This is a genomic window from Kitasatospora sp. SC0581, assembly GCF_048159585.1.
GTDB lineage: Bacteria > Actinomycetota > Actinomycetes > Streptomycetales > Streptomycetaceae > Kitasatospora.
Map to the genome: position 1 here is coordinate 101,660 of NZ_JBLRWA010000020.1, position 25,068 is coordinate 126,727.

The window sequence follows — 25,068 nt, forward strand, 5'->3', positions numbered from 1 at the left end:
CCCCGTGCTCCGGCCGCCAGCGAGGCCCGTATTCCCTGACCCTCAGTCATCACCGCAGGTGCCCTCGGGCATCGGCGTCTTCTGCTGGAGAGACCGAAGTTGAGCGCGACCGGATGGATCAGAGAGCGGTTCACCGGGCCGACACCGGGGCCCGCTCCGCGCGCGACCGGCACCTGGCCGAGGACGGCGCTGGCGCTGCCGTTCATCGGCATGGTGCTGATCGTCGCCCTCGACTACCTCAGCGGCACCGAGGTGACGGTCGAACCGGCCCTCACCGCCGTACCCGCGCTGGCCGCCGTGGTCAGCCGCCGAACCTGGTACCCGCTCGCCATCGGTCTGGGCACCGAGGCGGCGGCCTTCCTGATGGCCTTCCGCAGCGACACGCTCGGCGAGTCCGTGCACGCCGCCAGCGTCTTCGCGATCCTGCTCGTCGCCGCGATCGGCTGGGTCAGCGCCACCCTGAGACTGCGCCAGGAACAGGCGTTGGCCGACGCCCAGCTGGTCGCCTCGATCGCCCGCCGGGTGCTGCTGCGGCCCGTCCCCGAACGGGTCGGCACCGTCCGGGCGGCCGTCCACTACGAGGCCGCCGCCGCGCACGCCCGGATCGGCGGCGACCTCTACGAGGTGGTCAACACCCGGCACGGGGTGCGGGCCGTGGTCGGGGACGTCCGCGGCAAGGGCCTCGGCGCGGTGGAGACGGCCGCCGCCGTGCTCGGCGCCTTCCGCGAAGCCGCCCACCAGGAGGCCGCCCTGGACCGGGTGGCCGGCTGGCTGGCCGTCAGCCTCGACCGCGCCCTGCACGAGAACGACCACCCGGGCGTGGAGGAGGAGTTCGTCACCCTGGTGCTGATCGGCGTCCGCCCCGACGGCGCCGCGGAGATCGTCAACTGCGGCCACCCGGCCCCGCTGCTGCTGCGCGGCGGCGAGGTCAGCCCGCTCGAACTCGCCGAGACCGTACCGCCGCTGGGCGTCCTCGACCCGGCCGACGTCCGCCCGCCGGTGCACCGGCTGCTGCTCCAGGGCGAGGACCGGGTGCTGCTGTTCACCGACGGGGTGATCGAGGCCCGCGACCGGGCCGGCGTCTTCTACCCGCTCGCCGAACGCCTCCCGCGCTGCGCCGCCGGCCGCCCGGCCGACGTCCTGCAGCGCCTGCACGAGGACGTGGTGCGCCACGTCGGGCGCCAGCTCGGCGACGACGCGGCCATGCTGCTGCTCCAGTTCGACCCGCCGCCCGCGCTCGGGCCCGGAGCGCCCCGGGGCGCGGCCACCGTCCACCTCCCGCAGCAGGCCGGGGTCCTGGCGCGCCACTGAGGCCCTACAGGGACACCTCGACCAGCAGCGGGCGGTGGTCCGACACCACCGCGCGCGGCGCCGCCGCCGGGCCGACCGCCGTGCGCGGCACACCGATCGCCAGCACGTGGTCGAACTGCACCGCGGGCCGGTGCGAGGGGTAGGTCGGCGTGCGCGCCAGGTCGTACCAGCCCTGCAGGCGCGGCCGCGGCTCGCGCACCCGGCGCCGGCGCGGCTCGGTCAGCGCGGGCCGGGCCCGCCGGGCCGCCCGCAGCTCGCGCACCCGCGCCCGCGGCGCGGTGCGCTCCAGCGCCGTCGCCCCGCCGAGCACCGTCCGCGGCACGGCGCCGACCAGGTTGAAGTCGCCCAGCACCAGGTACGGCCGGGGCAGGTCGGCGATCCAGCGCCGGATGCCGGCCAGCTGCGCCATGTTCCAGCCGGGGACGAAGGACAGGTGCGCCGCCACCACGGTGAACGGCCCGTGCTCGCCCTCCAGGACGGCCGCCAGCGCCGCCCGCGGCTCGTCCGGCACCGGGGTCAGCCCGCGCCGCCCGGCCACCCGCAGCGGCAGCCCGAACGGGGCCGGGGCGAACCGGCGGGCCCGCCAGTGCCGCACCGGAAGCCTCGTCAGCAGCGCCGTCCCGTACGAGGGCGCGGCGCCGTCGCCGACCTCGTCCGGCCCGTATACCCGCAGGCCGACCGGACCGGACGGCTCCGGCACCCAGCCCGCCACCGGCGCCGGGCGGCCGTGCAGCGCGGCGGCGAAGCGCCAGTCCTTGGCGCCCATCGCCGCGGCGGCCACCGCCGCCTGGTCGGTGAGGCCGGAGCGCGCCTGGTGGCGGTCCACCTCCTGGAGCGCCAGCACGTCGGCGTCCAGCGCGGCCACCGCCTCGGCCAACGGCCCGCCGGGGTCGGACGGGTAGGGCCGCGGCGCGCCGTCCGGGGCGAGCGGCTGTCCGTGCAACAGATTGAAGGTGGCGATGCGCAACTGGCTCACACCGCACGACGGTACCCGGTCCCCGGGGGAGGGGGGCCCGGCTTGAGGCGGTAGGGCATACCGGGTATACATACTCGGTATGTCCATCCGTCACGGTCTGCTCGCCCTGCTCGACCAGGGCCCGCGCTACGGCTACCAGCTGCGCACCGAGTTCGAGGCGCGCACCGGCGCCACCTGGCCGCTCAACGTCGGGCAGGTCTACACCACGCTGTCGCGACTGGAGCGCGACGGGCTGGTCGAGCCGGCGGGGGAGGACGGCGAGGGCCACCAGTTCTACGCCGCCACCGACGCCGGCCGGGAGGAGCTGCGGTCCTGGTTCGACACCCCGGTGCCCCGGACCAACCCCCCGCGCGACGAACTGGCGATCAAGCTCGCCATGGCGGTCACCGTCCCCGGAGTGGACGTCTCCGCCGTCGTCCAGGGCCAGCGCCGGCACAGCATCAAGGCGCTCCAGGACTACACCCGGCTCAAGGGCCGCGCCCTCGCCGGCGAGAAGCGCCCCGGCGTGGTGCCCTCCGCCAGCAACGACCTCGCCTGGCTGCTCGTCCTCGACCAGCTGATCTTCCAGACCGAAGCGGAGATCCGCTGGCTCGACCACTGCGAGACCCGGCTCGCCCAGCAGGCCGAACTCCTGCAGGCCCGCACCGCCGAGGCCGCCCGCGACGACGGCGCGCCCGCGAAACGCGGCCGCCGCCTGCGGGCCTGAGCCCACCGCCCGAGCGCATCGCCCGAGCGCATCGCCCGAGCCCACCGCCCGAGCCCACCGCTCGAGCCCACCGCCTGAGTCCGCGCGCGTGAGTCCGCGCGCCACCCGAACCACCAGGCTCGGCCCGACTCCGAGCCCACACCCAGCACAAGGGGGGAATTCGTGTCCCACACCCAAGAGGCCCGGCAGATGCCGGTGCTCCACCTGGAGAACGTCACCCGGGTCCACGGCCACGGCGCCGCCGAGGTCCAGGCCCTGCGCGGCGTCGACCTCAAGGTCCACCCCGGCGAGTTCGTCGCCGTCATGGGCCCCTCCGGGTCCGGCAAGTCGACCCTGCTCACCCTGGCCGGCGGCCTGGACACCCCGAGCGGCGGCCAGGTCCTGGTCGAGGGCGTCGCCCTCGGCGGCCTCAACCGCAAGAAGCTCGCCCAGGTCCGCCGCCGCTCCGTCGGCTACGTCTTCCAGGACTACAACCTGATCCCGGCGCTCACCGCCGCCGAGAACATCTCGCTGCCGCGCGAACTCGACGGGCTGTCCACCCGCGCCGCCCGCCGCGAGGCCCTCGTCGCCCTGGAGGAGCTCGGCATCCCCGAGCTCGCCGACCGGTTCCCCGACGACATGTCCGGCGGCCAGCAGCAGCGCGTCGCCATCGCCCGCGCCCTGATCGGCGACCGCCGCCTCGTCCTCGCCGACGAGCCCACCGGCGCCCTCGACTCCACCACCGGCGAAGCCGTGCTCGCCGTCCTGCGCGCCCGCTGCGACGCCGGCGCCGCCGCCATGATGGTCACCCACGAGGCCCGGCACGCCGCCTGGGCCGACCGGGTCGTCTTCCTGCGCGACGGCCGGATGGTCGACGAGTCCGTCAGCCAGGACGCCGCCAGCCTGCTCGTCACCGCCGCCGGCAACAGCCTGAAGGTGGACGAGTGAAGCTCAGCGCCTGGCGGGTCGCCCTGCGCATAGCCCGCCGCGACGCCCTGCGCGCCAAGGGCCGCAGCGCCCTCGTCATCGCGATGGTCGCCCTGCCCGTCCTCGGCGTCACCGGCGCCGACGTCGTCTTCCGCAGCGCCGAGCTCACGCCCACCGAACAGGTGGCGCGGCTCATCGGCCAGGCCGCCGGCGAGCTGAGCGTGGTCGAGGCCGGCTCCACCGTCAAGCAGGCGCCGGACCCCGACAAGGGCTTCACCGTCAAGGACCCCAAGGACGACGCCAAGGAGGGCGAAGCCCCCGCGTACACCCCCGTCCAGCGGCGCTCCCTGGACACCGCCCCCGCCGAGCTGGCCCGCCAGCTGCTCCCGGCCGGCGCCGTCCTGGTGCCGGAGCTCTCGGGCCCGTACACCGCCGCGAGCAGCGCCCAGGGCCTGCTCAGCACCCGGGTCGGCGAGGCCGACCTGACCGACCCGGTCTGGCAGGGCCGGGTGAACCTGGTCCAGGGCCGCGCCCCGGCCGCCGACACCGAGGCCGCCGTCACCACGGACTTCCTCAAGCGCTCCGGCCTCAAGGTCGGCGACAAGACCGCCGTCCGCGGCCTGGAGTCCGCTCCCTTCACCATCAGCGGTGTCTACGAGTACCCCGGTGAGCTGCGGGCCACCGAACTGACCGCCCGCCCCGGCACCCTGCTGGAGCGGCTCGCCAAGGCCACCAGGACGGACAACGCCCGCGAGGCCGGCACCGAGACCTCCCGCTGGCTCGTCAAGCTCCCGGCCGGGGCCGCGCTCGACTGGAACAAGGTCAAGGAGGTCAACGAGTACGGCTTCACCGTGACCTCCCGCGCCGTCCTGCTCGACCCGCCGGCCCGCGCCGAGGTCCCCTACTACGTCGAGCAGAAGTCGCGCGGCGGCGAGGAGACCTCCTACCTCAACCGGACCGACGTCGTCATCCTCGCCACCGTCGTTGGCATGGCCCTGCTGGAGATCGTCCTCCTCGCGGGCCCCGCCTTCGCCGTCGGCGCACGGCGCTCGCGGCGGCAGCTCGGGCTGCTGGCCGCGGCCGGCGGTGAACGCGCCAACGTCCGCTCGGTCGTGCTCGGCGGCGGCATCGTCCTCGGCGTCACCGGCGCCCTGGTCGGCCTCGGCCTGGGCGTCGGCCTGGTCGCCCTGCTGCGCACCAGCGCCGAGGACTACTCCGGCAAGCGCTTCGGCCACTTCAACCTGCAGCCGCTCGACCTGCTCGGCATCCTCCTGGTCGGTCTCGTCACCGGCCTGCTGGCCGCCGTCGTGCCCGCCGTCCAGGCCTCCCGCCAGGACGTCGTCGCCGCGCTGACCGGCCGCGACACGCTCAAGCCGCCGAGCCGCAAGCTCGCCGTCCTCGGTCTGCTGATGCTCGGCGGCGGCGCCGCCCTCGCCCTGTTCGGCGCGACCAGCGGCATCGGCAACCGCAGCGTCGCCGTCCTCGGCGGCTCGGTCGTCGCGGAGCTCGGCATGGTCGTCCTGACGCCCTACCTGGTCGGGCTCTTCGGCCGGCTCGGCCGCTGGCTCTCGCTCGGCCCCCGGCTCGCCCTGCGCGACTCGGTGCGCCACCGCGGCCGCACCGCGCCCGCCGTGGCCGCCGTGATGGCCGCCGTCGCCGGCTCCGTCGCGGTCAGCGTCTACATGGCCAGCTACGAGGAGCAGAACCGGCGCGACTACGTCGCCTCCGGGCCCTCCAAGGCCGTGATGCTCGGCAGCGGCTGGATGACCGACGCCGACAGCAAGCTGCTGCCGCAGGCGCGCGAGGCCGTCGAACGCAGCATCCCCGACCTCGGCCAGCGCGCCGACGTCCAGCGCGTCGAGCCCAAGGGCAACTGCCCCGACGGCAGCTTCTGCGGCTACATCAGGGTCGAGGTGCCCAAGGCGGACCGCTGCCCCGCCCTCGACCCGACCAACGAGCTCGACCCCGCGGAGCACTACCGGATCATGGGGACGGACCCGCGCTGCAAGTCGGACAACCGCCGCAGCACCCCGTACACCGCGCTGGTCGCCGGCGACGCCACCCTGCTGCGCAACCTCTACGGCGTCACCGACCAGGGGGCCGGCCAGGCCCTCGCGGCCGGCAAGGCCGTGGTGTTCGACCCCCGGTACCTCAAGGACGGCAAGCTCGCCCTCCAGTACACCCTGCCGGTCCACCCCGATTCGAGCGGCAACTCCCGGGAGAAGCCGGTCACCACCGAGATCGCCGTGGACGCCGTCCTCGTCGACTCCTCGGTGCCGGCCCCGGGCCAGGCCGTGGTCAGCCCGGCCACCGCGGCCCGGCTCGGCTTCGCCACCGCTCCGGCCGGCTCGGTCTGGCTGCCCGCCGCGATGCCCTCCGACGGCGCCCAGCAGAAGGCCGACGGCGCGATGGCCAAGCTCACCGACCACACGATGCTCAAGATCGAACGCGGCTACGAGTCCCGGGCCGGACTGGTCCAGCTCGGCCTGAACGTCTTCGCCGCCATCGTCGCCCTCGGCGCGGCCGGCATCGCCACCGGACTGGCCGCCGCCGACTCCCAGCGCGACCTGACCACCCTCGCGGCGGTCGGCGCCGAACCCCGCATCCGGCGCTCGCTGTCCGGCTTCCAGTGCGGGGTGATCGCCGCCATGGGCGCCCTGCTCGGCGCGGTCTGCGGCGTGGTGCCGGGGGTGGCGCTGCGCAAGGTCGAGGCCGCGACGGGCGGCTACCCCGGGATGAGCGCCGCCGAGCTGGCCAACAAGGCGATCGTGGTCTTCCCGTGGCCCACCATCGCCGCCACCGTGGTGCTGCTGCCGCTGCTCGCGGCCGGCCTGGCCGCCGTGATGACCCGCTCGCGGATCACCCTGCTGCGCCGCTCGGGCTGAGCCCGGCGCACCCGTCCGTCACCCCCGTCGCGCACCCCTGCCGCGGCGGGGGTGACGCATGTTACAGAGCCGGGAACGCCCGGCAGCCGGACGGCCGGGGCGGGCACCCGCACGGGCGAACTACAGTCGTCGGTATGACGAGAACCCCGGACAGCGTCGTCCGCTCCTACATCGACCAGCACCAGGCCGCGTTCCTCGCCGACCTCTCCGAGTGGCTGGCCATCCCCTCCGTCTCCGCCGACCCGGCCCGGGCCGGCGAGGTGCGGCGCTCGGCCGAGTGGCTGGCCGCCAAGCTGGGGGAGACCGGCTTCCCGGTCGCCGAGGTGTGGGAGACCGACGGACTGCCGGCGGTGTTCGCCGAGTGGCCCTCCGGGGACCCGTCCGCGCCGACCGTCCTGGTCTACGGGCACCACGACGTGCAGCCCGCGGCCCGGGAGGACGGCTGGGACACCGAGCCGTTCACCCCGACCGTGGTCGACGGCCGGCTGTACGCGCGCGGCGCCGCCGACGACAAGGGCCAGGTGTTCTTCCACACCCTGGGGGTGCGCGCCCACCTGGCCGCCACCGGCCGCACCGCGCCGGCCGTCAACCTCAAGCTGCTGATCGAGGGCGAGGAGGAGTCCGGCTCGCCGAACTTCGCCGACCTGGTCCGGCGCGAGGCCGGGCGGCTGGCCGCCGACGTGGTCGTCATCTCGGACACCGGCATGTGGTCCGCGACCACGCCGACCGTCTGCACCGGCATGCGCGGCCTGGCCGACGCCCAGATCGACCTGTACGGGCCGGACACCGACATCCACTCCGGCTCCTTCGGCGGGGCCGTCCCCAACCCGGCCCAGGTCGCGGCCGAGCTGGCCGCCGCCCTGCACGACGCCGACCGCAGGGTCGCGATCCCGGGCTTCTACGACGGCGTCGTCGAGCTGACCGAGACCGAGCGCGAGCTGTTCGCCGAGCTGCCCTTCGACGAGGAGCAGTGGCTGCGGGTCGCCAAGTCGTACGGCACCCGCGGCGAGGCCGGCTACTCCACCCTGGAGCGGATCTGGGCCCGCCCGACCGCCGAGGTCAACGGCATCTGGGGCGGCTACACCGGCCCCGGCGGCAAGACCATCGTCCCCGCCTCGGCGCACCTCAAGCTGTCCTTCCGGCTGGTCGCCGGGCAGGAGGTGGAGCAGGTCCGCGAGGCGGTGCGGGACTGGGTGGCCGGGCGGGTGCCCGAGGGCGTCCGGTACGAGCTGGTCTTCCCCGGCGCGACCCGGCCCTGCCTGACCCCGCTGGACCACCCGGCGCTCCAGTCCACCGTCCGGGCGATGGGGCGGGCCTTCGAGCAGAAGATCCTCTTCACCCGCGAGGGCGGCTCCGGCCCGGCCGCCGACCTCCAGGACGCACTGGGCGCGCCGGTGCTGTTCCTCGGCATCTCGGTGCCCTCGGACGGCTGGCACTCGGTCAACGAGAAGGTCGAGCTGGACCTGCTGGCCAAGGGCGTGGAGACGGCCGCGTACCTCTGGGGCGACCTGGCCGAGAACTTCCGGCCGGGGGCATGACGCCCACCGCGCGCACCATGGCAGCCAGATCACTCATCCGGATGATTCACCACGTGGGGATGGAACAGACGTGAGCACCGTGCCTGAGACCGAGCGCCCGCTGCCCCTGGCCCTGGCCCGGTCCGGGGTGGACCGGGCGGCCGAGCACCGCCTCGACGAGCCCTGGCTGGCGGCCGCCTGGAGCCACCCGAACACCCGGGTCCTGCCGATCGCCGGCGGCGAGGCGTTCGTGGTCGACACCGCGCAGGGCACCGAACTCGTGCTGATGCCCTCCTTCGAGGCCCCGCAGACCGGCGACCGGTACTTCCTCGGCACCGACCAGGACGGCGTCTCGTACTTCGCGCTGGCCGGCGAGAGCCTGCCCGGGCGGCTGGACGGCGACGCCCGGCCGGCCGGGCTGCGCGAGGTCGGCGGGCTGCTGTCCGACCGGGACGCCGGGCTGCTGGTGCACGCCGTGGCGCTGGAGCACTGGCACCGGCTGCACAGCTTCTGCTCGCGCTGCGGGCACCCGACCGAGAAGGCCGGCGCCGGGCACGTGCGGCGCTGCACCTCCTGCGCGGCCGAGCACTACCCGCGCACCGACCCGGCGGTGATCATGGTGATCACCGACGAGCAGGACCGCTGCCTGCTCGGCCGCCAGGCGCTGTGGCCGGAGGGCCGCTGGTCGACGCTGGCCGGCTTCGTCGAGCCGGGGGAGTCGATCGAGCAGGCGGTGGCCCGCGAGGTGCACGAGGAGGCGGGCGTCAAGGTCGGCGAGGTGCGCTACGTGGCCAGCCAGCCCTGGCCGTTCCCGTCCAGCCTGATGCTCGGCTTCCTGGGCCGGGCGCTGCCCGGCGGCACCGAGATCACCGTGGACGGCGAGGAGCTGGCCGAGGCGCGCTGGTTCTCCCGCGAGGAGCTGCGCGCCGGGATGGAGGCGGGCGAGATCCTGCCGCCGTCCGGCATCTCGATCGCCCGGCACCTGGTCGAGCTCTGGTACGGGGAGCCGCTGCCCTCGGCGGCGCGCTGGTAATCCAGGACGAAAGGGGGGCGCGTGGTCAATTCCATGCGCCCCCCTTTTTCTCTCCAACCCCTTCCCGAATTCACCACGACCAGCTGTTCGTATCCGGACGGGCCAGTTCTGCTACCGGGAGGGGTCGGCGCGGGGGCGCATTCAACCCGCTCGGACGATATTGCCGGAAACGGCTGATACCGGCTCACCGCGCTCGCTACATTCACGAGGGTGACAATCCCCCGGGGCACCGCCCAATCCCCCAAATACCAGCGCCTCGCCGCCGACCTGCGCCGCCGGATCGCCGAGGGCGAGTTCACCGCCGACGCCGCCCTGCCGGTCGAGAGCGAACTGGAGCGCCAGTACGGCGTCGCCCGCAACACCGTCCGGCTCGCCGTCGACGTCCTGGTCAACGAGGGCCGCCTGGTCCGCCTCCAGGGCAAGGGCACGTACCTGCGCGAACACCCCGTCCTGGACCACCGCGCCTACGGCCCCGGCCTGACCCCCGCGCCGCGCGACTGCCTCGCCGCGCCCTCCGACGTCTACCTCGGCGAGGCCGCCGAAGCCGGGCGGGAACTCGGCACCGACTTCGAGATGATGATCGTCCGGGCCCGGGTGGACATCGCCGAACGGCTCGGGCTGCGCCCCGGCGAGGCCATCGTGGTCCGCCGCCAGCTGCGGCTGCTCGACCGCGAGCCGTACTCCATCGAGGAGAGCCACTACCGGGCCGGCCTCGCCGCCGGCACCCCGCTGATGGAGCCCGACCCCGTCGAGGGCGGCGACGAGGCGGTGCTCGCCACCCTCGGACGCACCGAGATCGGCGCGGTGGACCACCTGGTCGCGCGGATGCCGGGCCCCGAGGAGGCCCAGTGGTTCCAGGGCGGCCCCGGCGTGCCGCTGATGGTGCAGACCCGCGTCACCTACGACCGGCGCGGGCCGGTGCGGGTCATCGAGACCCGCTACTCGGCCGACCGCAGCCGGCTCGTCTACGGCGTGGGCGACCTCGGCGCCCGCACCACCCTGCCCGCGCCCGCCGCGCCCGTCGACCCGGCCCGGGCCGACGCGCCGTGACGCGCGCCGGCCCCGGCGGCCCGGGCCCGCGGGCCCGGGTCGGGGCCGGTCGGGCCCGGGCCCGGCGGGTTCGCGCCCGGCGGGTGTGGACCCGGTGGGGTCAGGACGCCAGGGCCTTCTTGACCTGCAGCAGGCTCGGGTTGGTCATCACGACCCGCTCGCCGCCGCCCACCGGCGTCACCAGCACCGTCGGGACGGTCTGGTTCCCGTTGTTCACCGACTCGACGAAGGACGCCGACGCCGGGTCCTCCTCGATGTTGATCTCGGTGTAGCCGATGCCTTCACGGTCCAGCTGGCTCTTGAGTCGGTTGCAGTACCCACACCAGGTCGTGCTGTACATCGTCACGGTGCCGGACATCGAGGGGGCTCCTTCGAAAGAGGGGGGCGTACGGTCACCGGCAGGAACGTCCACCGGGCGGCGGACATTCCGGAGCGCCGTCGACCGTCGCGCGGAGTGATCATCCTGCGATCGCACCGGGCCTGTGGACAACCCCGTCCGCGATGTCCCCCCGGGCTGAGAGGATGGAACGCATGCAGGAAGACCTCTTGAGCGGCAGCCCCTACGACGGCCCCCACGGCTCCCCCTGGGCCGACCCCGGTGCCGACACGGGCCCGGACGCCGTGCTCGCCGGGCTCGACCCCGAGCAGCGCGCCGTCGCCACCGCCCTGCACGGTCCCGTCTGCGTCCTGGCCGGCGCCGGCACCGGCAAGACCCGCGCCATCACCCACCGGATCGCCTACGGCGTGCGCAGCGGCGTCTACCACCCCCAGCAGGTCCTCGCCGTCACCTTCACCGCCCGCGCCGCCGGCGAGATGCGCGGCCGGCTGCGCCAGCTCGGCGCCGACGGCGTCCAGGCCCGCACCTTCCACGCCGCCGCGCTGCGCCAGCTCCAGTACTTCTGGCCGCGCGCCGTCGGCGGCCCCGTCCCCCAGCTCCTGGAACGCAAGGTCCAGCTCGTCGCCGAGGCCGCCGGCCGCTGCGGCCTGCGCGTCCAGCGCACCGAACTGCGCGACCTCACCGCCGAGATCGAATGGGCCAAGGTCACCCAGATCGCCCCCGAGGACTACCCCGCGGCCGTCGCCAAGTCCGGCCGCGAGGCCCCCCGCGACCCGGCCGAGACCGCCCAGGTCTACCGCGTCTACGAGGAGGCCAAGAGCCGCCGCGGCAGCATGGACTTCGAGGACGTCCTGCTGCTCACCGCCGCCATCCTGGAAGACCGCCCGGACATCGCCGACCAGGTCCGCTCCCAGTACCGGCACTTCACCGTCGACGAGTACCAGGACGTCTCCCCGCTCCAGCAGCGCCTGCTCGACCGGTGGACCGGCCCCGACGGCGGCGCCAGCCTCTGCGTCGTCGGCGACGCCAGCCAGACCATCTACTCCTTCACCGGCGCCACCCCCGACTACCTGCTCAACTTCCGCACCCGGCACCCCGAGGCGACGGTGGTCAAGCTGGTCCGCGACTACCGCTCCACCCCCCAGGTCGTCCACCTCGCCAACGGACTGCTCGCCCAGGCGCGCGGCGAGGCCGCCCGGCACCGCCTGGAGCTCGTCTCCCAGCGCGAGGCCGGCCCCGAGCCGGTCTACACCGAGTACGAGGACGAGCCCACCGAGGCCGAGACCACCGGCCGCCGGATCAAGGACCTGCTCGCCGCCGGGGTGCGCGCCAGCGAGATCGCCGTGCTGTTCCGCACCAACGGCCAGTCCGAGGTCTACGAGCAGGCCCTCGCCGACCTCGGCGTGCCCTACCAGCTCAAGGGCGCGGAACGGTTCTTCGAGCGCCCCGAGGTCCGGGACGCCGGCGTGCTGCTGCGCGGCGCCGCCCGGGCCGCCTCCGACCCGCTCACCGACGACGCCCCCGACCTGGCCGGCCAGGTCCGCGCGGTCCTGGCCACCCGCGGCTTCACCGCCGACCCCCCGGCCGGCTCCGGCGCCGTCCGGGACCGCTGGGAGTCGCTGGCCGCCCTGGTCCGGCTGGCCGAGGAGTTCGAGCGCACCCGCACCGCGGCCGGCCAGACCACCGACCTCGCCGCCTACGTCGCCGAGCTGGACGCCCGGGCCGCGGCCCAGCACGCCCCGGCCGTCGAGGGCGTCACGCTCGCCTCGCTGCACGCCGCCAAGGGCCTCGAATGGGACGCCGTCTTCCTGGTCGGCCTCACCGAGGGCACCCTGCCGATCATCTACGCCAAGACCGACGAGCAGGTCGAGGAGGAACGCCGCCTCCTCTACGTCGGCGTCACCCGGGCCCGCAAGCACCTCAGCCTCTCCTGGGCGCTCTCCCGCTCCCCGGGAGGCCGGGCCAGCCGCAAGCCGACCCGCTTCCTGGACGGGCTGCGCCCCGGCTCCGCCGCCCCGGGCGCGCGCACCGGCGCGCGCGGCGGGCGGGGGGGCGTCGAGCCCGGCGAGCGCTCCGCCGGGCGGCGGGCCCGCGGACCGGTCAAGTGCCGGGTCTGCGACAAGGTGCTCACCGAGGCCGTCGAGCGCAAGCTGCGCCGCTGCGAGAGCTGCCCGTCCACGATGGACGAGGGGCTGTACGAGCGGCTGCGCGAGTGGCGGGCCCGGCAGGCGAAGAAGCAGGGCGCGCCGGCCTACGTGGTGTTCACCGACGCCACGCTGATGGCGATCGCCGAGGACGTGCCCGCCGGCCGCGGTGAGCTGGCGGCCATCTCCGGGGTCGGCGCGATGAAGCTGGACAAGTACGGGGCCGCCGTGCTCTCGTTGTGTGCGGGGGAGGAGCCCGAGGAGGATCCGGACGACGTCGAGGACGGCGGTCCGGCCGATCAGGCCTGAGCAGGTCCGAGCGCGGTCCCAGGGGCCGCTCCGAGGGTTTCGGAACCCGTCGTGTGACGTGCCGAAGAACTCGCGTGAAAAATAGTTTGCGCCGCGTACCGGGAGCGCAATAGCCTGCCGGAGCGGTCAAGGGGACGCGGTCGCACGGGGTGAAACCTGTGCCGATGCCCCTCGCCCGAGAGCTTTACCGAGACAGACATCCGAACATTCGGAGCCAGGGAGACCAGGCTCCGCGAGACGCCGAGAGGAGGCGAAGACAGTGGGAAACATCATGATCACCAAAATGACTGGCCAGACCGTTGTCGCTGCCTCCCTGCGTGCCGCCCGTCTGCGGGCGCTCGCCGAGCTCGGTGGAACCGGTCTGGGTCTCGACACCACCGGTGTCTCCGCTCCCGTTGTCAGTGGTCTTGGACACACTGATCTGTGCCTCACGGGCGGCAGGAGCTTCGAAGGCACCTTTGTCGAGACCGGTCTGTCCCGTGACTGGGCGTCGTTCGGTACGTCGTGCTCCCTGCGCGACGAGCGACCGACCCAGGCACCGAAGGCAGCAGTAGCCGTCGCCATGCATGGCGGCTATGCGCAGGTCGTCGGTGCCGGAAACGCCCAGAAGCAGAACGAGCAGCAGATTAACCAGGCCATGGCCGCCTTCACGGGCGCCGAGGCCATCCGGATGCAGGCCTTCCGCGGCCCTGAACCCTGGAGAGAACGAACCTGAGCCAGCCTCAGGTCGGCACCTCCAGGGCCGCGGAACCCGTCACACCGGGATCCGCGGCCCTTCTGTTTTGTCCGGTACGCAAGACCACCCAGGCCCTCCGGGGCCTCCGGCCCAGCACCACCAGTCACCTGGGCCGGAACCACTGAGAAAAGACGAGGAAGACGCCCACAGTGTCCACGGTCATCACACCGCCCACCCCGTCCGTACCGCCGACAAGCCAGATCACCAAGGCCGACCAGGCCGACCCCCCGGAGGTTCCTTCCATGCAGCTCAGCTCGATCGAGCAGGCCGAGTCCCTCGGTCTCCCCATCCCCTGCCGCGCCTTCGACCCCGAGGTCTTCTTCGCGGAGACGCCGGCCGACGTCGAGTACGCGAAGTCGCTCTGCGGCACCTGCCCGGTGAAGGAGGCCTGCCTGGCCGGCGCCCTGGAGCGGCGCGAGCCGTGGGGCGTCTGGGGTGGCGAGCTGTTCGTCCAGGGCGTCGTGGTGGCGCGCAAGCGTCCCCGTGGCCGTCCGCGCAAGACCGAGGTCATGGCATGAACCCCGCCCACGAGGCCAGGGTCGTCCGCCGGGGAGAGCAGCCCCCGCTGGACAGCGCCCTCCGCCGATCCGTGCGGATCGCCGCCGCCAAGGCCGACGCCGCAGCCCGCATCACGTCCCCGAGCAAGCACCACGAGCAGGACCACGACATGAACCCCGCCGCCGTCGATCCCACCGCCCGCGCCGAGCAGGCCACCGAACGTCAGACCCAGAACAGGATCCTCGAGATGCAACTCCTCCACGAATCCCTGGCCCGTGCCCATATGCAAGACAGGCTGCACGAGGCCGAGAACCAACGGCTCGTCAGCCGGGTCGCCCGGGCCCGCAAGCTCAGGCAGCGGGCCGAGCGGGCTTCGATGCGCGCCCGTAAGGCGCTCGCCGTCGCGCTGATACAGCGCTGATGCAGGGCCCCGTCGGCCCGGGGGCTCGTCCTCGACAGGCCCCCGCCGGCTCCGGTCCACGGCCGGACACCGGTTCGCCGTCGGACCTTGAACCACCCCCGTCGTGCCGCAGGCCGCTCCCCGTCGTCGGGGGAGCGGCCTGCGGCCGTTGTCGCGGTGTGGGGGTCAGTCCTTGCGGACCCGGGCGGGTTCGGCGGTCCTGGCGGGCTTCACGGGCTTCGTGGGGGTGGCGGGGTTGGCGGGTTCCGCGCGCTCTGCCGACGGCCGCCCGGCGAACTCGGGCAGCCACTCCAGCATCTCCGCGCGGAACGGTGCCTTGGCGCCCAGCTGGCAGAGCACCCCGATGGTGCTCAGCGTCACCCGGTGGATCAGCAGGTACGCGGGCGGCAGGTTCAGCTGCTTGCCCAGGTTGTAGGCGGGCGAGCGCGGGTCGGCGATCCGGGCCGCCTGGGCCCGCATCCAGGTCCGGGTGAAGTGGAAGTTCTCCACCGCGGCCGGCTCGATGATCGGCAGCAGGTAGTCCAGCACCGCGTCCGGGTCCAGCCGGACCGAGGGCTTCACGAAGCCCTCCTCGCGCAGCATCCGGAGCACGCCCGCCGCGTCCCCGGCCAGCGCCATCCGCAGCGAGGCCCCGATCGGGGCCGGCAGCCCGCCGGGCAGCCGGTCCACCGTGCCGAAGTCCAGCACGCCCAGCCGCCAGCCCGACACCGGGCCGTCGTCCTTCAGCAGCCGGAAGTTGCCCGGGTGCGGGTCCGCGTGCAGCAGGCCGGTCCGGGACGGGCCAGCGAACAGGAACCGGGCCAGCAACTGCCCGGCACGGTCGCGCTCCTCCTGGGTGCCGCCCGCGATCACCTCGGCCAGCGGGGTGCCGCCCATCCACTCGGTGACCAGCACCTGGTCGGCCTGGGCCACCACGCCCGGCACCACGATGTCCGGGTCGTCCGTGAACTCCTCGGCGTGGCGGCGCTGGGCCTGCGCCTCCAGCTCGTAGTCCAGCTCCTCCGAGACGCGCTCGCGCAGCTCGGTGATCAGCGGCTTGATGTCCAGCCCGGGGATCAGCGGGCCCAGCAGCCAGGCCACCCGGCTCAGCTGCGAGAGGTCCGCGAGCAGCGCCTCCCCCGCACCCGGGTACTGCACCTTGACGGCGACCGTGCGGCCGTCGTGCCAGACCGCCTTGTGCACCTGGCCGATCGAGGCGGCGGCCGCGGGCCGGTCGTCGAACTCCCGGAACAGCCCGCGCCAGTCGTCACCGAGCCGCTGGGCGAGCGCGGTGTGCACCTTGGCGGCGGGCATCGGGGGAGCGGCGTCCTGGAGCTTGGTGAGCGCCGCCCGGTACGGCCCGGCGACCTCCTCGGGCAGCGCGGCCTCGAAGACGGACAGCACCTGCCCGAACTTCATCGCCCCGCCCTTGAGTTCGCCGAGGACCTTGAACAGCTGGTCCGCGGTGGCCTGTTGGAGCTCGGCGGTGACCACCTCGGCGGAGCGGCCGCCGATCCGCTTGCCCAGGCCGAGCGTGGCGCGACCGGCTATCCCCAGCGGCAGGGCGGCGAGCCGTGCCGTGCGGGTCACTGCCTTGCGCGGAAGATCGCTCACCCCGGGCCTCCATTCCCTGGCCCCCCGGTTCCGGACGGCCGACCATCTCTACGCCATTGTGCCCGCTCCCTGCTGCGTGCCCCTCGGAATTCCGTGGGGCGGGGCGGAGAGTGGCCTCCCTTTGCGGGGAGTTGGGCGGCTTGGTCCGGGGAGGGTGGGGGTGGGGCAGGTGGTTGCTGCGCAGGAAGTCGGCTCGGCCGACTTCCTGCGCGGTGTTGTGATGCTGCTCGCTTCCCTCTTCCCCGGGGCCCCTCCCCCCTCCCCCCACCCCACCCACCGCCCACCGCCCACCGCCCACCGCACCCACAACCCACCCACCTCGTACCCCGAGCGGTGGCGCCCCGTCCTCTCTGCCGGTCTGTGCCCGTGCCCGGTCTGTGCCCGTGCCCGTGCCGTGCCATGGCCTGTGCCTTGCCCGGGGCAGGGCACAGGCCATGGGAGGCCTCGCACCCGCCCGTGGGGCTTGTCGGCCCCGGCCGGGGGTTCGTCGGGACGGCGGGCCCACCCCGGCCATCGGCTCGTACGGCCGGGTGGGTGCCCGTGGTCCCGTGGGGAGGCCGGAGGCTGCCGAGCCGTGCAGCCGCCGGGCCTGCTCCCGTCAGACTCGTTCTTCTTCTCCTCCTCCGTTCCTCACCCCGGGGGCAGCGGCTGCCAGAGGCAGCCGCAGTCCGGGTGCCCGCGCAGCCGCAGGCGCCGTGGCATGCCGTCCCCGGCCGAGACCTCGCACCAGCCGTCCACGCTCGGTGGGCGCCCGCCGTCCAGGAACACCTGGACGTGCAGGGCCGCCAGGCCGGCGACCGCCGTCGCGAGCGCCGTGTCGCAGGCCGGGGTACGGGCCCGGCCGGGCCCTCCGTCGGCCAGCTGGGCCAGGACCCTCGGCCAGGCGGCGTCCTCGTCCTCCCGCCGCAGCACCAGGCAGTGCCCGCAGGCCGACATCCCGGGGATCACCAGTGGCCCGATGACGCCGAACTCCTCGACCACGCCCACGTAGAGGTGCGGCACCCCGGCCCGCAGCAGCAGCCGGGCCTCGTACGTCCCGCCCGCGAAGGCGGCACTGCCGTCCCGGGGCGCGAGGACCACGAAGTCCGGTGGTGGGTCCCCGGGCCGGCGGCGGGGCACGGGCGCCGGTGGCCGCCCCGCCGCGCGCTGCACGGCCTCCCGGGCCGCCGTCGAGCGCAGCCGGCCGACGTCCCCGGGCGGCAGCCCGGCGGGGGAGCAGTCGCCGGGTTTCACCCGGCCGGTGTCCGCGACCGTGACCGTGCCGGTGCCGCCCGCCGCGAGCACCGCCGCCACGGCGGCGCCGACCCGGCCCGCGCCGCGCACCTCGATCCGCGCGTCGGCCCGGCGGCCCAGGACCGCCGGTGCGGCGCCCGGCCCGGAGTGGACCAGGGAGAGCGAGGCGAGGTCCGGTTCGAGCAGGTCCCGCTGCTGCGCGGGGAAGCGGGCCAGCGCGCGGCGGCCGGCCTCCGCGTCGTCCAGCAGGCCGGTCTCCTCCAGGCCGGTGAGCAGGGTGTCGGCCGGTTCGCGGCCGAGCCCGATGCGTTCTCCCTCGTTCAGGAGCTCCGGTCGGTCGCGCGTCCCGTCGAGCAGCGCGAGGAAGTCGCAGAGGGTCTTGTCGGCGTTGCCGAGCACCCCGGCGAACCGGGTGACGGTGCCGAACTGCAGGGTCTCCGAGTCCCGCCAGCTGCGGGACAGCGCGGGCTTGAGGGCGAGGCGCACGACGATCTTCCTTCCGATCGTTTCCGGACGGCTGACCGCAGCTTGCCCCATCACGCCGATGTCGTGCGCAGAGTTATCCACAGGTCTGTGCTTATGATCACCCCATCCGTTCGCACGCCCTGTGGATAACTGGCCATCCTCCCCGAGGTCGCTTTCCGGACACCCCCCGTCGACTTTTCGTTCCCGATCGCTCCATGAAAGATTCCGGCCATGGCAGCGGACTTCTGTCCGTGGTACCGGGTAACGTCGTGTGCCATGGCAGCCGAGCGGGACTCCCATCCACCGGCGTCGCGTCGGCGTGCCCCCGCAGCGTCCGGGTCGCAGGTCGCGGCGCCGAACACGCGCGGGCGCCCGGACCAGCGGCAGCAGCCGAGGCCGGCCCCGTCGCAGCCGCCGCCCGCCGGTGCCACGGCCCCCGAGGCGCACGACCGCAGCCGGGTCGAGGTGCGCCGCAGCGCCCGCCGCAGCCGTACGGTCTCCGCCTACCGCGAGGGCGACCGCACCATCGTGCTGATCCCGGCCCGGATGTCGCACGCCGAGGAGCAGCGCTGGGTCGCGCAGATGCTGGAGAAGCTCGCCGCCCAGGAGTCCCGGCGGATCCCCGGGGACGAGGCCCTGATGGCCCGGGCCCGCGAGCTGTCGGCCTCCTACCTGGACGACCGCGCCCGGCCCAGCCAGGTCCGCTGGGTCACCAACCAGAATTCCCGCTGGGGCTCCTGCACCCCCAGCGAGGGGACGATCCGCCTCTCCCACCGTCTTCAGGGCATGCCGGAGTACGTGCTGGACTACGTGCTGCTGCACGAGCTGGCGCACCTGCTGGTGCCGGACCACGGCCCGGCGTTCTGGGCCCTGCTGGAGGCCTACCCGCGGACCGAGCGGGCCCGCGGCTACCTGGAGGGCGTGGTCTCCGCGGCCCGGCTGCCGCACATCCCCGGCGCCCGGCACGCCGCCCCGGGCCCGACCGGGCCCGATCAGGCGGCCTCCTGCGACTGACGCCGCGGCGGAGCGGGAGCCACGGGCGGGCCGGTCCGACTGTAGGAACGACGGAAGGGGGCGCGGGCCGATATGGCCCGCGCCCCCTTCCGGTGTCGCACCTCAGCCGGTCAGCTGCCGTGCCCGGGCCACCAGGTCGCGCACCGAGTGGTCGGTGAGCTCCGGCAGCCGGTCGTAGTCGAACCAGCGCAGGTCCAGCGACTCCTCGCTGATCAGCGCCTGGGCGCCGGCCGGGGCCAGCGCGATGTACTGGACGTCCAGGTGGGTGTTCTCCGGCCGGTCCTTGCCGGCGCAGCGCACCAGGTGCCGGTCCAGCTTGGCCGGCACCGGGGTGCCGCCGCTCTCCAGCAGCACCAGGTCGGGGATGCCGGACTCCTCGACGGCCTCGCGCAGCGCGGCCGAGGCGAGGTCGCGGTCGCCGGGCTCGCAGTGCCCGCCCATCTGGAGCCACATGCCGACCTTGGGGTGCAGGGTCAGCAGCACCCGCCCGGCGGCCGGGTCGACGACCGCCGCGCTCGCGGTGATGTGCGCGGGCAGGCAGGAGCGGTACAGGCCGTCGGGCCGCGCGGCGAGGTGCTCCAGGTAGTCGAGCCGCAGCCGCTCCTGGTCCTGGTCGGCGGGCCGCCACCCGCTCAGCGCGCGGACGGCGTCCGCATGCAGGCCGGAGGAGGTCTCGGTGGCGGGCGTCTCGGTGGCTGTCATGCGGTGGGCTCGCCCTTCCCGTCGGTGCCGTCCTCGTCGGTCTTCGGCTGCTCGTCCTTCTTGGTGAGGTCGGGCTTGCCGGCCGCGGCCTCGCCGAGCAGCTTGTCGAGCGCGTCGAAGTCGATGCCGCCCTCCAGGTCGTCGGCGGAGCCCCGGTGGACGAAGGCGTCCGGGTCGTCCAGGTCGGCGGCGGTGGGCAGCATGTCCGGGTGCTCCCAGAGCGCGTCGCGGCCCTCGATGCCGCGGGCGTCGGCGAGCAGCGCCCAGAGCCGGGAGGCGTCGCGCAGCCGGCGCGGGCGCAGCTCCAAGCCGACCAGGGTGGCGAAGGTCTGCTCGGCGGGCCCGCCGGCCGCGCGGCGGCGGCGGACGGTCTCGCGCAGCGCGCCGGACTGCGGCAGGTGCGGCTCGGCGGCGGCGTGCACGACGGCGTCGACCCAGCCCTCGACCAGCGCGAGCGCCGTCTCCAGGCGGGCGAGCGCGGCCTTCTGCTCGGGGGTGTCCTCGGGCTGGAGCAGGCCGCCGGCCAGTGCCTCCTGGAGCGCCTCCGGGTTGGTGGGGTCGAGCTGGCCGACCAGCTCCTCCATCCGGGAGGTGTCGACCTTGATGCCGCGCGCGTAGGCCTCGACGGCGCCCAGCAGGTGGGCCCGCAGCCACGGCACGTGGGCGAAGAGCCGCTGGTGGGCGGCCTCGCGCAGGGCGAGGTAGAGCCGGACCTCGTCGGCGGGCACGCTCAGGCCCTCGCCGAACTCGGCGACGTTCTGCGGCAGCAGCGCGGCCTTGCCGGCCGGGGCCAGCGGCAGGCCGATGTCGGCGGAGCCGACCACCTCGCCGGCGAGCGCGCCGAGCGCCTGGCCGATCTGGGTGCCGAACATGGCGCCGCCCATCGAGCGCATCACGCCCATCAGCGGGCCGGCCATGGCCTGCATCTCCTCGGGCAGGACGCCGCCCATGGCGTTGCCGACCCGCTCGGCGACCGGGTCCACCAGGTCCTTCCAGACCGGGAGGGTGGCCTCGATCCACTCGGCGCGGCTCCAGGCGACGGCGGTGCCGGCGCCGGAGGGGAACTCGGTGGAGCCGTCGAGCCACAGGTCGGCCAGGCGGACGGCCTCGGCGACGGCGGAGCGCTCGGCCGCGCTGACCGAGCGGTCCTTGCTCTTGCCCTCGGCGGGCTCGGCGACGACGGTCTGGCGGGCGATGTTCGTGGCGAGGTCCCAGTTCACCGGGCCGCCCTCGAAGGAGAGCATCTGGCCGAGCTGCTGGAAGGCGGCGCCGAGGTCGCCCGGGTTCATGCCGCCGAACATCGCGGCGAAGGGGTTGTCGGCACCGGCGCCGCCGGGGCCGCCCGGGGCGCCGGGCATGCCGAAGAGCGCGCCGAAGGGGTTGCCGCTCCCGAAGCCGAACGGCTGCGGGCCGCTGTCGGACTGCTCCTGGTCCTTCTTCTTCTGCGCGTCGTCGGGCTTGGCCTTGCCGTCCTCGGGCTCCTCTGGCGGAACGCCGAATCCGAAGGGAAGGTCGCTCACGGGGTCCTCGATCCGGTCGGCCGTCATGCGGGTGTGGCGGGAAAGTCTGCGCCCGGGGCGGCGGCGGAGTGGGGGACTCGGGGCGGCTCCCGCGCGGCAGGCCCGCGCCGGGTGCACCACCGGGCCTTCGCCTCGGGCAGGATGGACGTACGTGACACACGTCCGTACGCACATAAAGCTAACCGTGGAGGATGGCCGGTGAGTTCCCCGCCCTCGGACGTTCGCTCTGGGCTGACCGGAGGAGAGACCGGAGGAGAGGACGCGTCGGACACCACGGCGTCGCCGCCTCCAGCCTACGGCGGACGGCCGCTGACCGTGGCGGTCACGGGCGCCGCGGGGGTGCTGGGCGAGCGGGTCGCCGCCCGGCTGGTGGCCTCGCCGCACGTGCGGAAGGTCCTCGCGGTGGACGACCGGCGCGGCGACGTGCCGGGCGTGCAGTGGCGGGTCCTCGACGTGCGTGACCCGGCGGTGGCCGAGCGGCTGGCCGGGGTCGACGTGGTGGTGCACCTGGCGATGGACTTCGGCATGGAGTCGGACGCCCGGGCCCGCAGCGCCTACAACGTGCGCGGCGCCCAGACGGTGCTGACCGCGGCCGCGGCCGCCGGGGTGCACCGCGTGGTGCTGTGCACCTCGGCGATGGTCTACGGCGCGCTGGCCGACAACGAGGTGCCGCTGGCCGAGGACTCCGAGCTGCGGGCCACCGAGGAGGCCTCGCTGGTCGGGGACCTGCTGGAGATCGAGCGGCTGGCCCGCCGGGCGCCGCGCGCCCACCCGGGCCTGCAGGTGACGGTGCTGCGTCCGGCCGTGGTGGTGGGCCCCGGCGTGGACACCGTGCTGACCCGGCACTTCGAGGCGCCCAGGCTGCTGGTGGTGGCCGGCTCCCGGCCGTGCTGGCAGTTCTGCCACGTGGACGACCTGGCGGCGGCGCTGGAGTACGCGGCGCTGGGCCTGGTCGAGGGCGAGGTGACGGTCGGCTGCGACGGCTGGCTGGAGCAGGAGGACGTGGAGCGCCTGTCCGGGATCCGGCGGATGGAGCTGCCGGCCTCGCTGGCGCTCGGTACGGCCGCGCGGCTGCACCGGCTGGGCCTGACCCCGGCCCCGGCCGGGGACCTGGCGTACACGATGTACCCGTGGGTGGTGTCCGGCAGCCGGCTGCACGAGGCGGGCTGGCGCCCGGCGCACACCAACGAGCAGGTGCTGGCCGAGCTGCTGGAGCAGGTGTCCGGCAAGCACGCGGTGGCCGGGCGCCGGCTGGGCGGCAAGGAGGCGGCGACCAGCCTGGGGGCGGCCGGGGCGACGGTGGCGCTGGTCGGTACGGCGGCGCTGGTGCGCCGGGCCCGCAAGCGGCGGCGGTTCTGAGCGGCCGGTCCCGATCGGCCGGTCCTGAGTGCCGGTTCCGATCGGCCGGTGCCGGACGGCGGGGCCCGGCCGGCGGGCGGCGCCCTCCCGCGATTTCTCACGATGCGAAATTCCGGAACCGCGGTGCGGAAAGCACTTGCCCCGGAGCGTCCCGGATGGGGAATCATGGGGTCATGTCCGACAACCACGACCCCATCCGCCTGCTCGCCATCCGCGACACCCCGCTCTCGCTGGACGAGGTGTACGAGGCGGTCGGCGACGACGCGGCCGGCGGCACCACCGTCTTCGTCGGGACGGTCCGGGACCACGACGGCGGCAAGTCGGTCTCCGCGCTGGAGTACAGCTGCCACCCCACCGCCGAGCAGGAGCTGCGCCGGGTCGCCGAGAAGGTGGCCGCGGACTTCCCGGTCCGGGCGCTGGCCGCGGTCCACCGGGTGGGCCGGCTGGAGATCACCGACAAGGCCGTGATCGTCGCCGTCTCCTGCGCCCACCGCGGCGAGGCCTTCGCGGCCGCCCGCCGGCTGATCGACGACCTCAAGCGCGAGGTGCCGATCTGGAAGCACCAGGTCTTCTCCGACGGCGCGGAGGAGTGGGTCGGCGCCGGCAACTGCTGAGGCCGGCCCGGGCACGACGGAACCGGACCGGACGGCACGGCACGGCATGGAACCGGACGCGAGGGCCCGAGCCGGGCGGAACCGAACGGCACACCTCGCGCGTCCGTCGGGTCAGGCGCGCCGCGGTCTCACTCCAACGGGTCCGTGCCGGCGCTCCGGATACTCCCTGGAAGTGAGCCGATCGGCCGTCCCGTAACCCGGACGGCGCCGGCCGCGTTGTCCGCCGGAGTGGTTAATCTGCTCATAGACACGACGAGCTGGGAGTGCTGGTATGGGTGTGCTCGCCTGGTTGATCATTCCGGTTGTCGCCGTCCTGGTCGCCGCCCTCTGGGCGGGGTGGGCCCAGCGGGCCCCGCGGGCCACCGGCGATCCGGCCTCACTCGCCGAACACCGGCGCTTCATGGCCGCGATGGAACGCACCACCGCGGGCGCCGCCGCCCCGGGTGAGGGCTCCGGCCGGTAGCCCGGCGGGCGCCGCTTCAGGCACGTCCCGTACTGTCGAGGCATGCCACGCCGCTCCGCGACGATGCTCGCTGCCACCCTGCTGCTCATAGCGCTGCTCTGCGTCTCGGTGCTGATGAAGGTGCCGTACACGGAGATGAGCCCGGGGCCGACGTACAACACGCTCGGCAACCAGGGCGGCAAGCCGGTGATCAGCATCAGCGGGCACGAGTCGTACCCGACGACCGGGCACCTCAACATGACCACCGTCCAGGTCACCGGGGCCAAGTACGAGCCCAGCCTGGTCAACGCGGTGGTCGGCTGGCTGCGGGACGACGTGCTGGTGGTGCCGCACGACAACGTCTACCCCAAGGGGCAGTCGGACGCGGACGCCAAGAAGCAGAACGCCGAGGAGTTCGCCTCCTCCGAGGACAGCGCCCGCACCGCGGCGCTCAAGCAGCTGGGCGTGCCGGTCGGCAGCGAGCTGATCGTGAAGTCGGTCACCGCGGGCGCCCCGGCCGAGGGCCGGCTGCACGCGGGCGACCAGATCGTGGCCGTGGACGGCGTCCCGGCCGGCTCGGTCGAGCAGGTGGTCGCGGCGGTCACCAAGCACAAGCCGGGCGAGTCGGCGGTCTTCACCGTCGTGCCGCGGGTCAAGGACGCGAACGGCGTCGCCACGGCGGGCGGGAAGACCGACGTCACCGTCCCGACCGTCCGGGCCAAGGACCTCGACCCGAAGGCCCCCGCCGAGCGGGCGGAGCTCGCGGTGGTGGGCATCGGCACCGGGATCCGGCACACCTACCCGTTCCAGATCGACATCGGGCTGCAGGACGTCGGCGGCCCGAGCGCCGGGCTGATGTTCTCGCTCGGCATCATCGACAAGCTCACCCCGGGCGGCGACCTCACCGGCGGCAAGTTCGTGGCCGGCACCGGGACCATCGACGACGACGGCAAGGTCGGGCCGATCGGCGGCATCTCGATGAAGCTGATCGCCGCCCGGGACGCCGGGGCCGAGTACTTCTTCACCCCGTCCTCGAACTGCGCCGAGGCGACCAAGAACGTCCCGTCCGGGCTGACCTTGATCAAGACGGACACGCTGGACAGCGCGCTGAAGTCGCTGGAGCAGGTCCGCTTGGGGCAGACCTCCGCGCTGCCGTCCTGCGCCGCCAAGTAGCGGCCGGGCAGTCGCCGAGCAGTCGGCGATCAGCGGCCGGGTAGTCACCGGGCAGCCGCCGGGCAGCGGTCGGGCCGTCGGCACGGGGCCTGCCGGGCAGCCGCCGGGGCGGCCGCCCGGGAAC

Annotated in this window: 22 protein-coding genes; 16 read left to right on the forward strand and 6 right to left on the reverse strand. The window is 74.5% G+C overall.

The features are described from left to right. Window positions 1–99 precede the first annotated feature (99 nt). Window positions 100–1,311: a PP2C family protein-serine/threonine phosphatase gene (locus tag ACLWS4_RS26080; RefSeq protein WP_143204490.1), complete on the forward strand. Its 1,212-nt coding sequence runs from the start codon at window positions 100–102 to the stop codon at window positions 1,309–1,311. Window positions 1,312–1,315: 4 nt separating this feature from the next. Here ACLWS4_RS26080 and ACLWS4_RS26085 read toward each other — a convergent pair whose 3' ends face one another. Then, window positions 1,316–2,287, reverse strand: a complete 972-nt coding sequence (locus ACLWS4_RS26085; RefSeq protein ID WP_387821865.1) for an endonuclease/exonuclease/phosphatase family protein — start codon at window positions 2,285–2,287, stop codon at window positions 1,316–1,318. 79 nt (window positions 2,288–2,366) lie between these two features. Here ACLWS4_RS26085 and ACLWS4_RS26090 point away from each other — a divergent pair, with 79 nt between their 5' ends. The 6 genes from ACLWS4_RS26090 to ACLWS4_RS26115 all read left to right on the forward strand — a co-directional run bounded on the left by ACLWS4_RS26090 (window position 2,367) and on the right by ACLWS4_RS26115 (window position 10,384). Further along, entirely contained in the window at window positions 2,367–2,993 is a 627-nt protein-coding gene (locus tag ACLWS4_RS26090) for a PadR family transcriptional regulator (protein WP_049656855.1), read from the forward strand. A 189-nt stretch (window positions 2,994–3,182) separates the two neighbouring features. Beyond that, window positions 3,183–3,920: an ABC transporter ATP-binding protein gene (locus tag ACLWS4_RS26095; protein ID WP_375874192.1), complete on the forward strand. Its 738-nt coding sequence runs from the start codon at window positions 3,183–3,185 to the stop codon at window positions 3,918–3,920. Then, complete coding sequence (locus tag ACLWS4_RS26100) at window positions 3,917–6,784, forward strand: FtsX-like permease family protein (protein WP_387821871.1); 2,868 nt, start codon at window positions 3,917–3,919, stop codon at window positions 6,782–6,784. The genes ACLWS4_RS26095 and ACLWS4_RS26100 overlap by 4 nt, the downstream gene beginning before the upstream one ends. Window positions 6,785–6,918: 134 nt before the next feature. Beyond that, window positions 6,919–8,322: a dipeptidase gene (locus ACLWS4_RS26105; protein ID WP_049656851.1), complete on the forward strand. Its 1,404-nt coding sequence runs from the start codon at window positions 6,919–6,921 to the stop codon at window positions 8,320–8,322. A 70-nt stretch (window positions 8,323–8,392) separates the two neighbouring features. Then, entirely contained in the window at window positions 8,393–9,334 is a 942-nt protein-coding gene (nudC, locus tag ACLWS4_RS26110) for an NAD(+) diphosphatase (protein WP_049656848.1), read from the forward strand. A 210-nt stretch (window positions 9,335–9,544) separates the two neighbouring features. Next, window positions 9,545–10,384 carry a GntR family transcriptional regulator gene (locus tag ACLWS4_RS26115; protein WP_074001394.1) on the forward strand — a complete coding sequence of 280 codons (840 nt, stop codon included), beginning with the start codon at window positions 9,545–9,547 and terminating at the stop codon, window positions 10,382–10,384. Window positions 10,385–10,484: 100 nt separating this feature from the next. Here ACLWS4_RS26115 and ACLWS4_RS26120 read toward each other — a convergent pair whose 3' ends face one another. Beyond that, window positions 10,485–10,742, reverse strand: coding sequence for a mycoredoxin (locus ACLWS4_RS26120; protein ID WP_049660517.1), 258 nt, complete (start codon window positions 10,740–10,742; stop codon window positions 10,485–10,487). Window positions 10,743–11,005: 263 nt separating this feature from the next. On the opposite strand from ACLWS4_RS26120, the gene ACLWS4_RS26125 reads away from it, so the two are divergent. The 4 genes from ACLWS4_RS26125 (at window position 11,006) to ACLWS4_RS26140 (ending at window position 14,829) form a co-directional block, all read left to right on the forward strand. Further along, the gene (locus tag ACLWS4_RS26125) at window positions 11,006–13,174 is read left to right on the forward strand and encodes an ATP-dependent DNA helicase UvrD2 (protein ID WP_074001561.1); all 2,169 of its coding nucleotides are present in this window, start codon (window positions 11,006–11,008) and stop codon (window positions 13,172–13,174) included. Window positions 13,175–13,433: 259 nt separating this feature from the next. Next, window positions 13,434–13,889 carry a hypothetical protein gene (locus ACLWS4_RS26130; protein WP_416875339.1) on the forward strand — a complete coding sequence of 152 codons (456 nt, stop codon included), beginning with the start codon at window positions 13,434–13,436 and terminating at the stop codon, window positions 13,887–13,889. Between the two features lie 170 nt (window positions 13,890–14,059). Continuing rightward, window positions 14,060–14,428, forward strand: a complete 369-nt coding sequence (locus tag ACLWS4_RS26135; protein ID WP_369808359.1) for a WhiB family transcriptional regulator — start codon at window positions 14,060–14,062, stop codon at window positions 14,426–14,428. Continuing rightward, a complete protein-coding gene (locus ACLWS4_RS26140) occupies window positions 14,425–14,829 on the forward strand; it encodes a hypothetical protein (RefSeq protein ID WP_416875340.1) in 405 nt (134 codons plus the stop codon). The genes ACLWS4_RS26135 and ACLWS4_RS26140 overlap by 4 nt, the downstream gene beginning before the upstream one ends. Window positions 14,830–14,994: 165 nt before the next feature. On the opposite strand, the gene ACLWS4_RS26145 is transcribed toward ACLWS4_RS26140, so the two are convergent. Beyond that, window positions 14,995–16,422, reverse strand: coding sequence for an ABC1 kinase family protein (locus tag ACLWS4_RS26145; protein ID WP_416875341.1), 1,428 nt, complete (start codon window positions 16,420–16,422; stop codon window positions 14,995–14,997). 630 nt (window positions 16,423–17,052) lie between these two features. Next, on the reverse strand, window positions 17,053–18,141 hold the full coding sequence (locus ACLWS4_RS26150; protein ID WP_380782823.1) for a ThiF family adenylyltransferase: 1,089 nt from the start codon (window positions 18,139–18,141) through the stop codon (window positions 17,053–17,055). A gap of 255 nt (window positions 18,142–18,396) precedes the next feature. Here ACLWS4_RS26150 and ACLWS4_RS26155 point away from each other — a divergent pair, with 255 nt between their 5' ends. Beyond that, entirely contained in the window at window positions 18,397–19,134 is a 738-nt protein-coding gene (locus ACLWS4_RS26155) for a M48 family metallopeptidase (protein ID WP_079271877.1), read from the forward strand. Window positions 19,135–19,236: 102 nt separating this feature from the next. On the opposite strand, the gene ACLWS4_RS26160 is transcribed toward ACLWS4_RS26155, so the two are convergent. Next, entirely contained in the window at window positions 19,237–19,836 is a 600-nt protein-coding gene (locus ACLWS4_RS26160) for an NUDIX hydrolase (protein WP_049660410.1), read from the reverse strand. Continuing rightward, window positions 19,833–21,356 carry a zinc-dependent metalloprotease gene (locus ACLWS4_RS26165; RefSeq protein WP_074001562.1) on the reverse strand — a complete coding sequence of 508 codons (1,524 nt, stop codon included), beginning with the start codon at window positions 21,354–21,356 and terminating at the stop codon, window positions 19,833–19,835. Before ACLWS4_RS26165 ends, ACLWS4_RS26160 begins: the two co-directional genes overlap by 4 nt. Window positions 21,357–21,554: 198 nt before the next feature. On the opposite strand from ACLWS4_RS26165, the gene ACLWS4_RS26170 reads away from it, so the two are divergent. From ACLWS4_RS26170 to ACLWS4_RS26185, 4 genes are all read left to right on the forward strand, one after another. Beyond that, window positions 21,555–22,715 carry an NAD-dependent epimerase/dehydratase family protein gene (locus tag ACLWS4_RS26170; RefSeq protein WP_107086545.1) on the forward strand — a complete coding sequence of 387 codons (1,161 nt, stop codon included), beginning with the start codon at window positions 21,555–21,557 and terminating at the stop codon, window positions 22,713–22,715. Window positions 22,716–22,888: 173 nt separating this feature from the next. Then, entirely contained in the window at window positions 22,889–23,329 is a 441-nt protein-coding gene (locus ACLWS4_RS26175) for a molybdenum cofactor biosynthesis protein MoaE (protein ID WP_416875342.1), read from the forward strand. Window positions 23,330–23,618: 289 nt separating this feature from the next. Then, window positions 23,619–23,792 carry a hypothetical protein gene (locus ACLWS4_RS26180; RefSeq protein WP_234348548.1) on the forward strand — a complete coding sequence of 58 codons (174 nt, stop codon included), beginning with the start codon at window positions 23,619–23,621 and terminating at the stop codon, window positions 23,790–23,792. A 42-nt stretch (window positions 23,793–23,834) separates the two neighbouring features. Then, window positions 23,835–24,944 carry a PDZ domain-containing protein gene (locus tag ACLWS4_RS26185; protein WP_416875343.1) on the forward strand — a complete coding sequence of 370 codons (1,110 nt, stop codon included), beginning with the start codon at window positions 23,835–23,837 and terminating at the stop codon, window positions 24,942–24,944. Window positions 24,945–25,068: the final 124 nt, after the last annotated feature.

What these genes read in the sequence shown, in the direction of transcription:
- ACLWS4_RS26090 (WP_049656855.1), top strand. Translation starts at nt 2,367, where the DNA reads ATGTCCATCCGTCACGGTCTGCTCGCCCTGCTCGACCAGGGCCCGCGC.
- ACLWS4_RS26095 (WP_375874192.1), top strand. Translation starts at nt 3,183, where the DNA reads ATGCCGGTGCTCCACCTGGAGAACGTCACCCGGGTCCACGGCCACGGC.
- ACLWS4_RS26105 (WP_049656851.1), top strand. Translation starts at nt 6,919, where the DNA reads ATGACGAGAACCCCGGACAGCGTCGTCCGCTCCTACATCGACCAGCAC.
- ACLWS4_RS26120 (WP_049660517.1), bottom strand. Translation starts at nt 10,742, where the DNA reads ATGTCCGGCACCGTGACGATGTACAGCACGACCTGGTGTGGGTACTGC.
- ACLWS4_RS26140 (WP_416875340.1), top strand. Translation starts at nt 14,425, where the DNA reads ATGAACCCCGCCCACGAGGCCAGGGTCGTCCGCCGGGGAGAGCAGCCC.
- ACLWS4_RS26155 (WP_079271877.1), top strand. Translation starts at nt 18,397, where the DNA reads ATGGCAGCCGAGCGGGACTCCCATCCACCGGCGTCGCGTCGGCGTGCC.
- ACLWS4_RS26160 (WP_049660410.1), bottom strand. Translation starts at nt 19,836, where the DNA reads ATGACAGCCACCGAGACGCCCGCCACCGAGACCTCCTCCGGCCTGCAT.
- ACLWS4_RS26175 (WP_416875342.1), top strand. Translation starts at nt 22,889, where the DNA reads ATGTCCGACAACCACGACCCCATCCGCCTGCTCGCCATCCGCGACACC.
- ACLWS4_RS26185 (WP_416875343.1), top strand. Translation starts at nt 23,835, where the DNA reads ATGCCACGCCGCTCCGCGACGATGCTCGCTGCCACCCTGCTGCTCATA.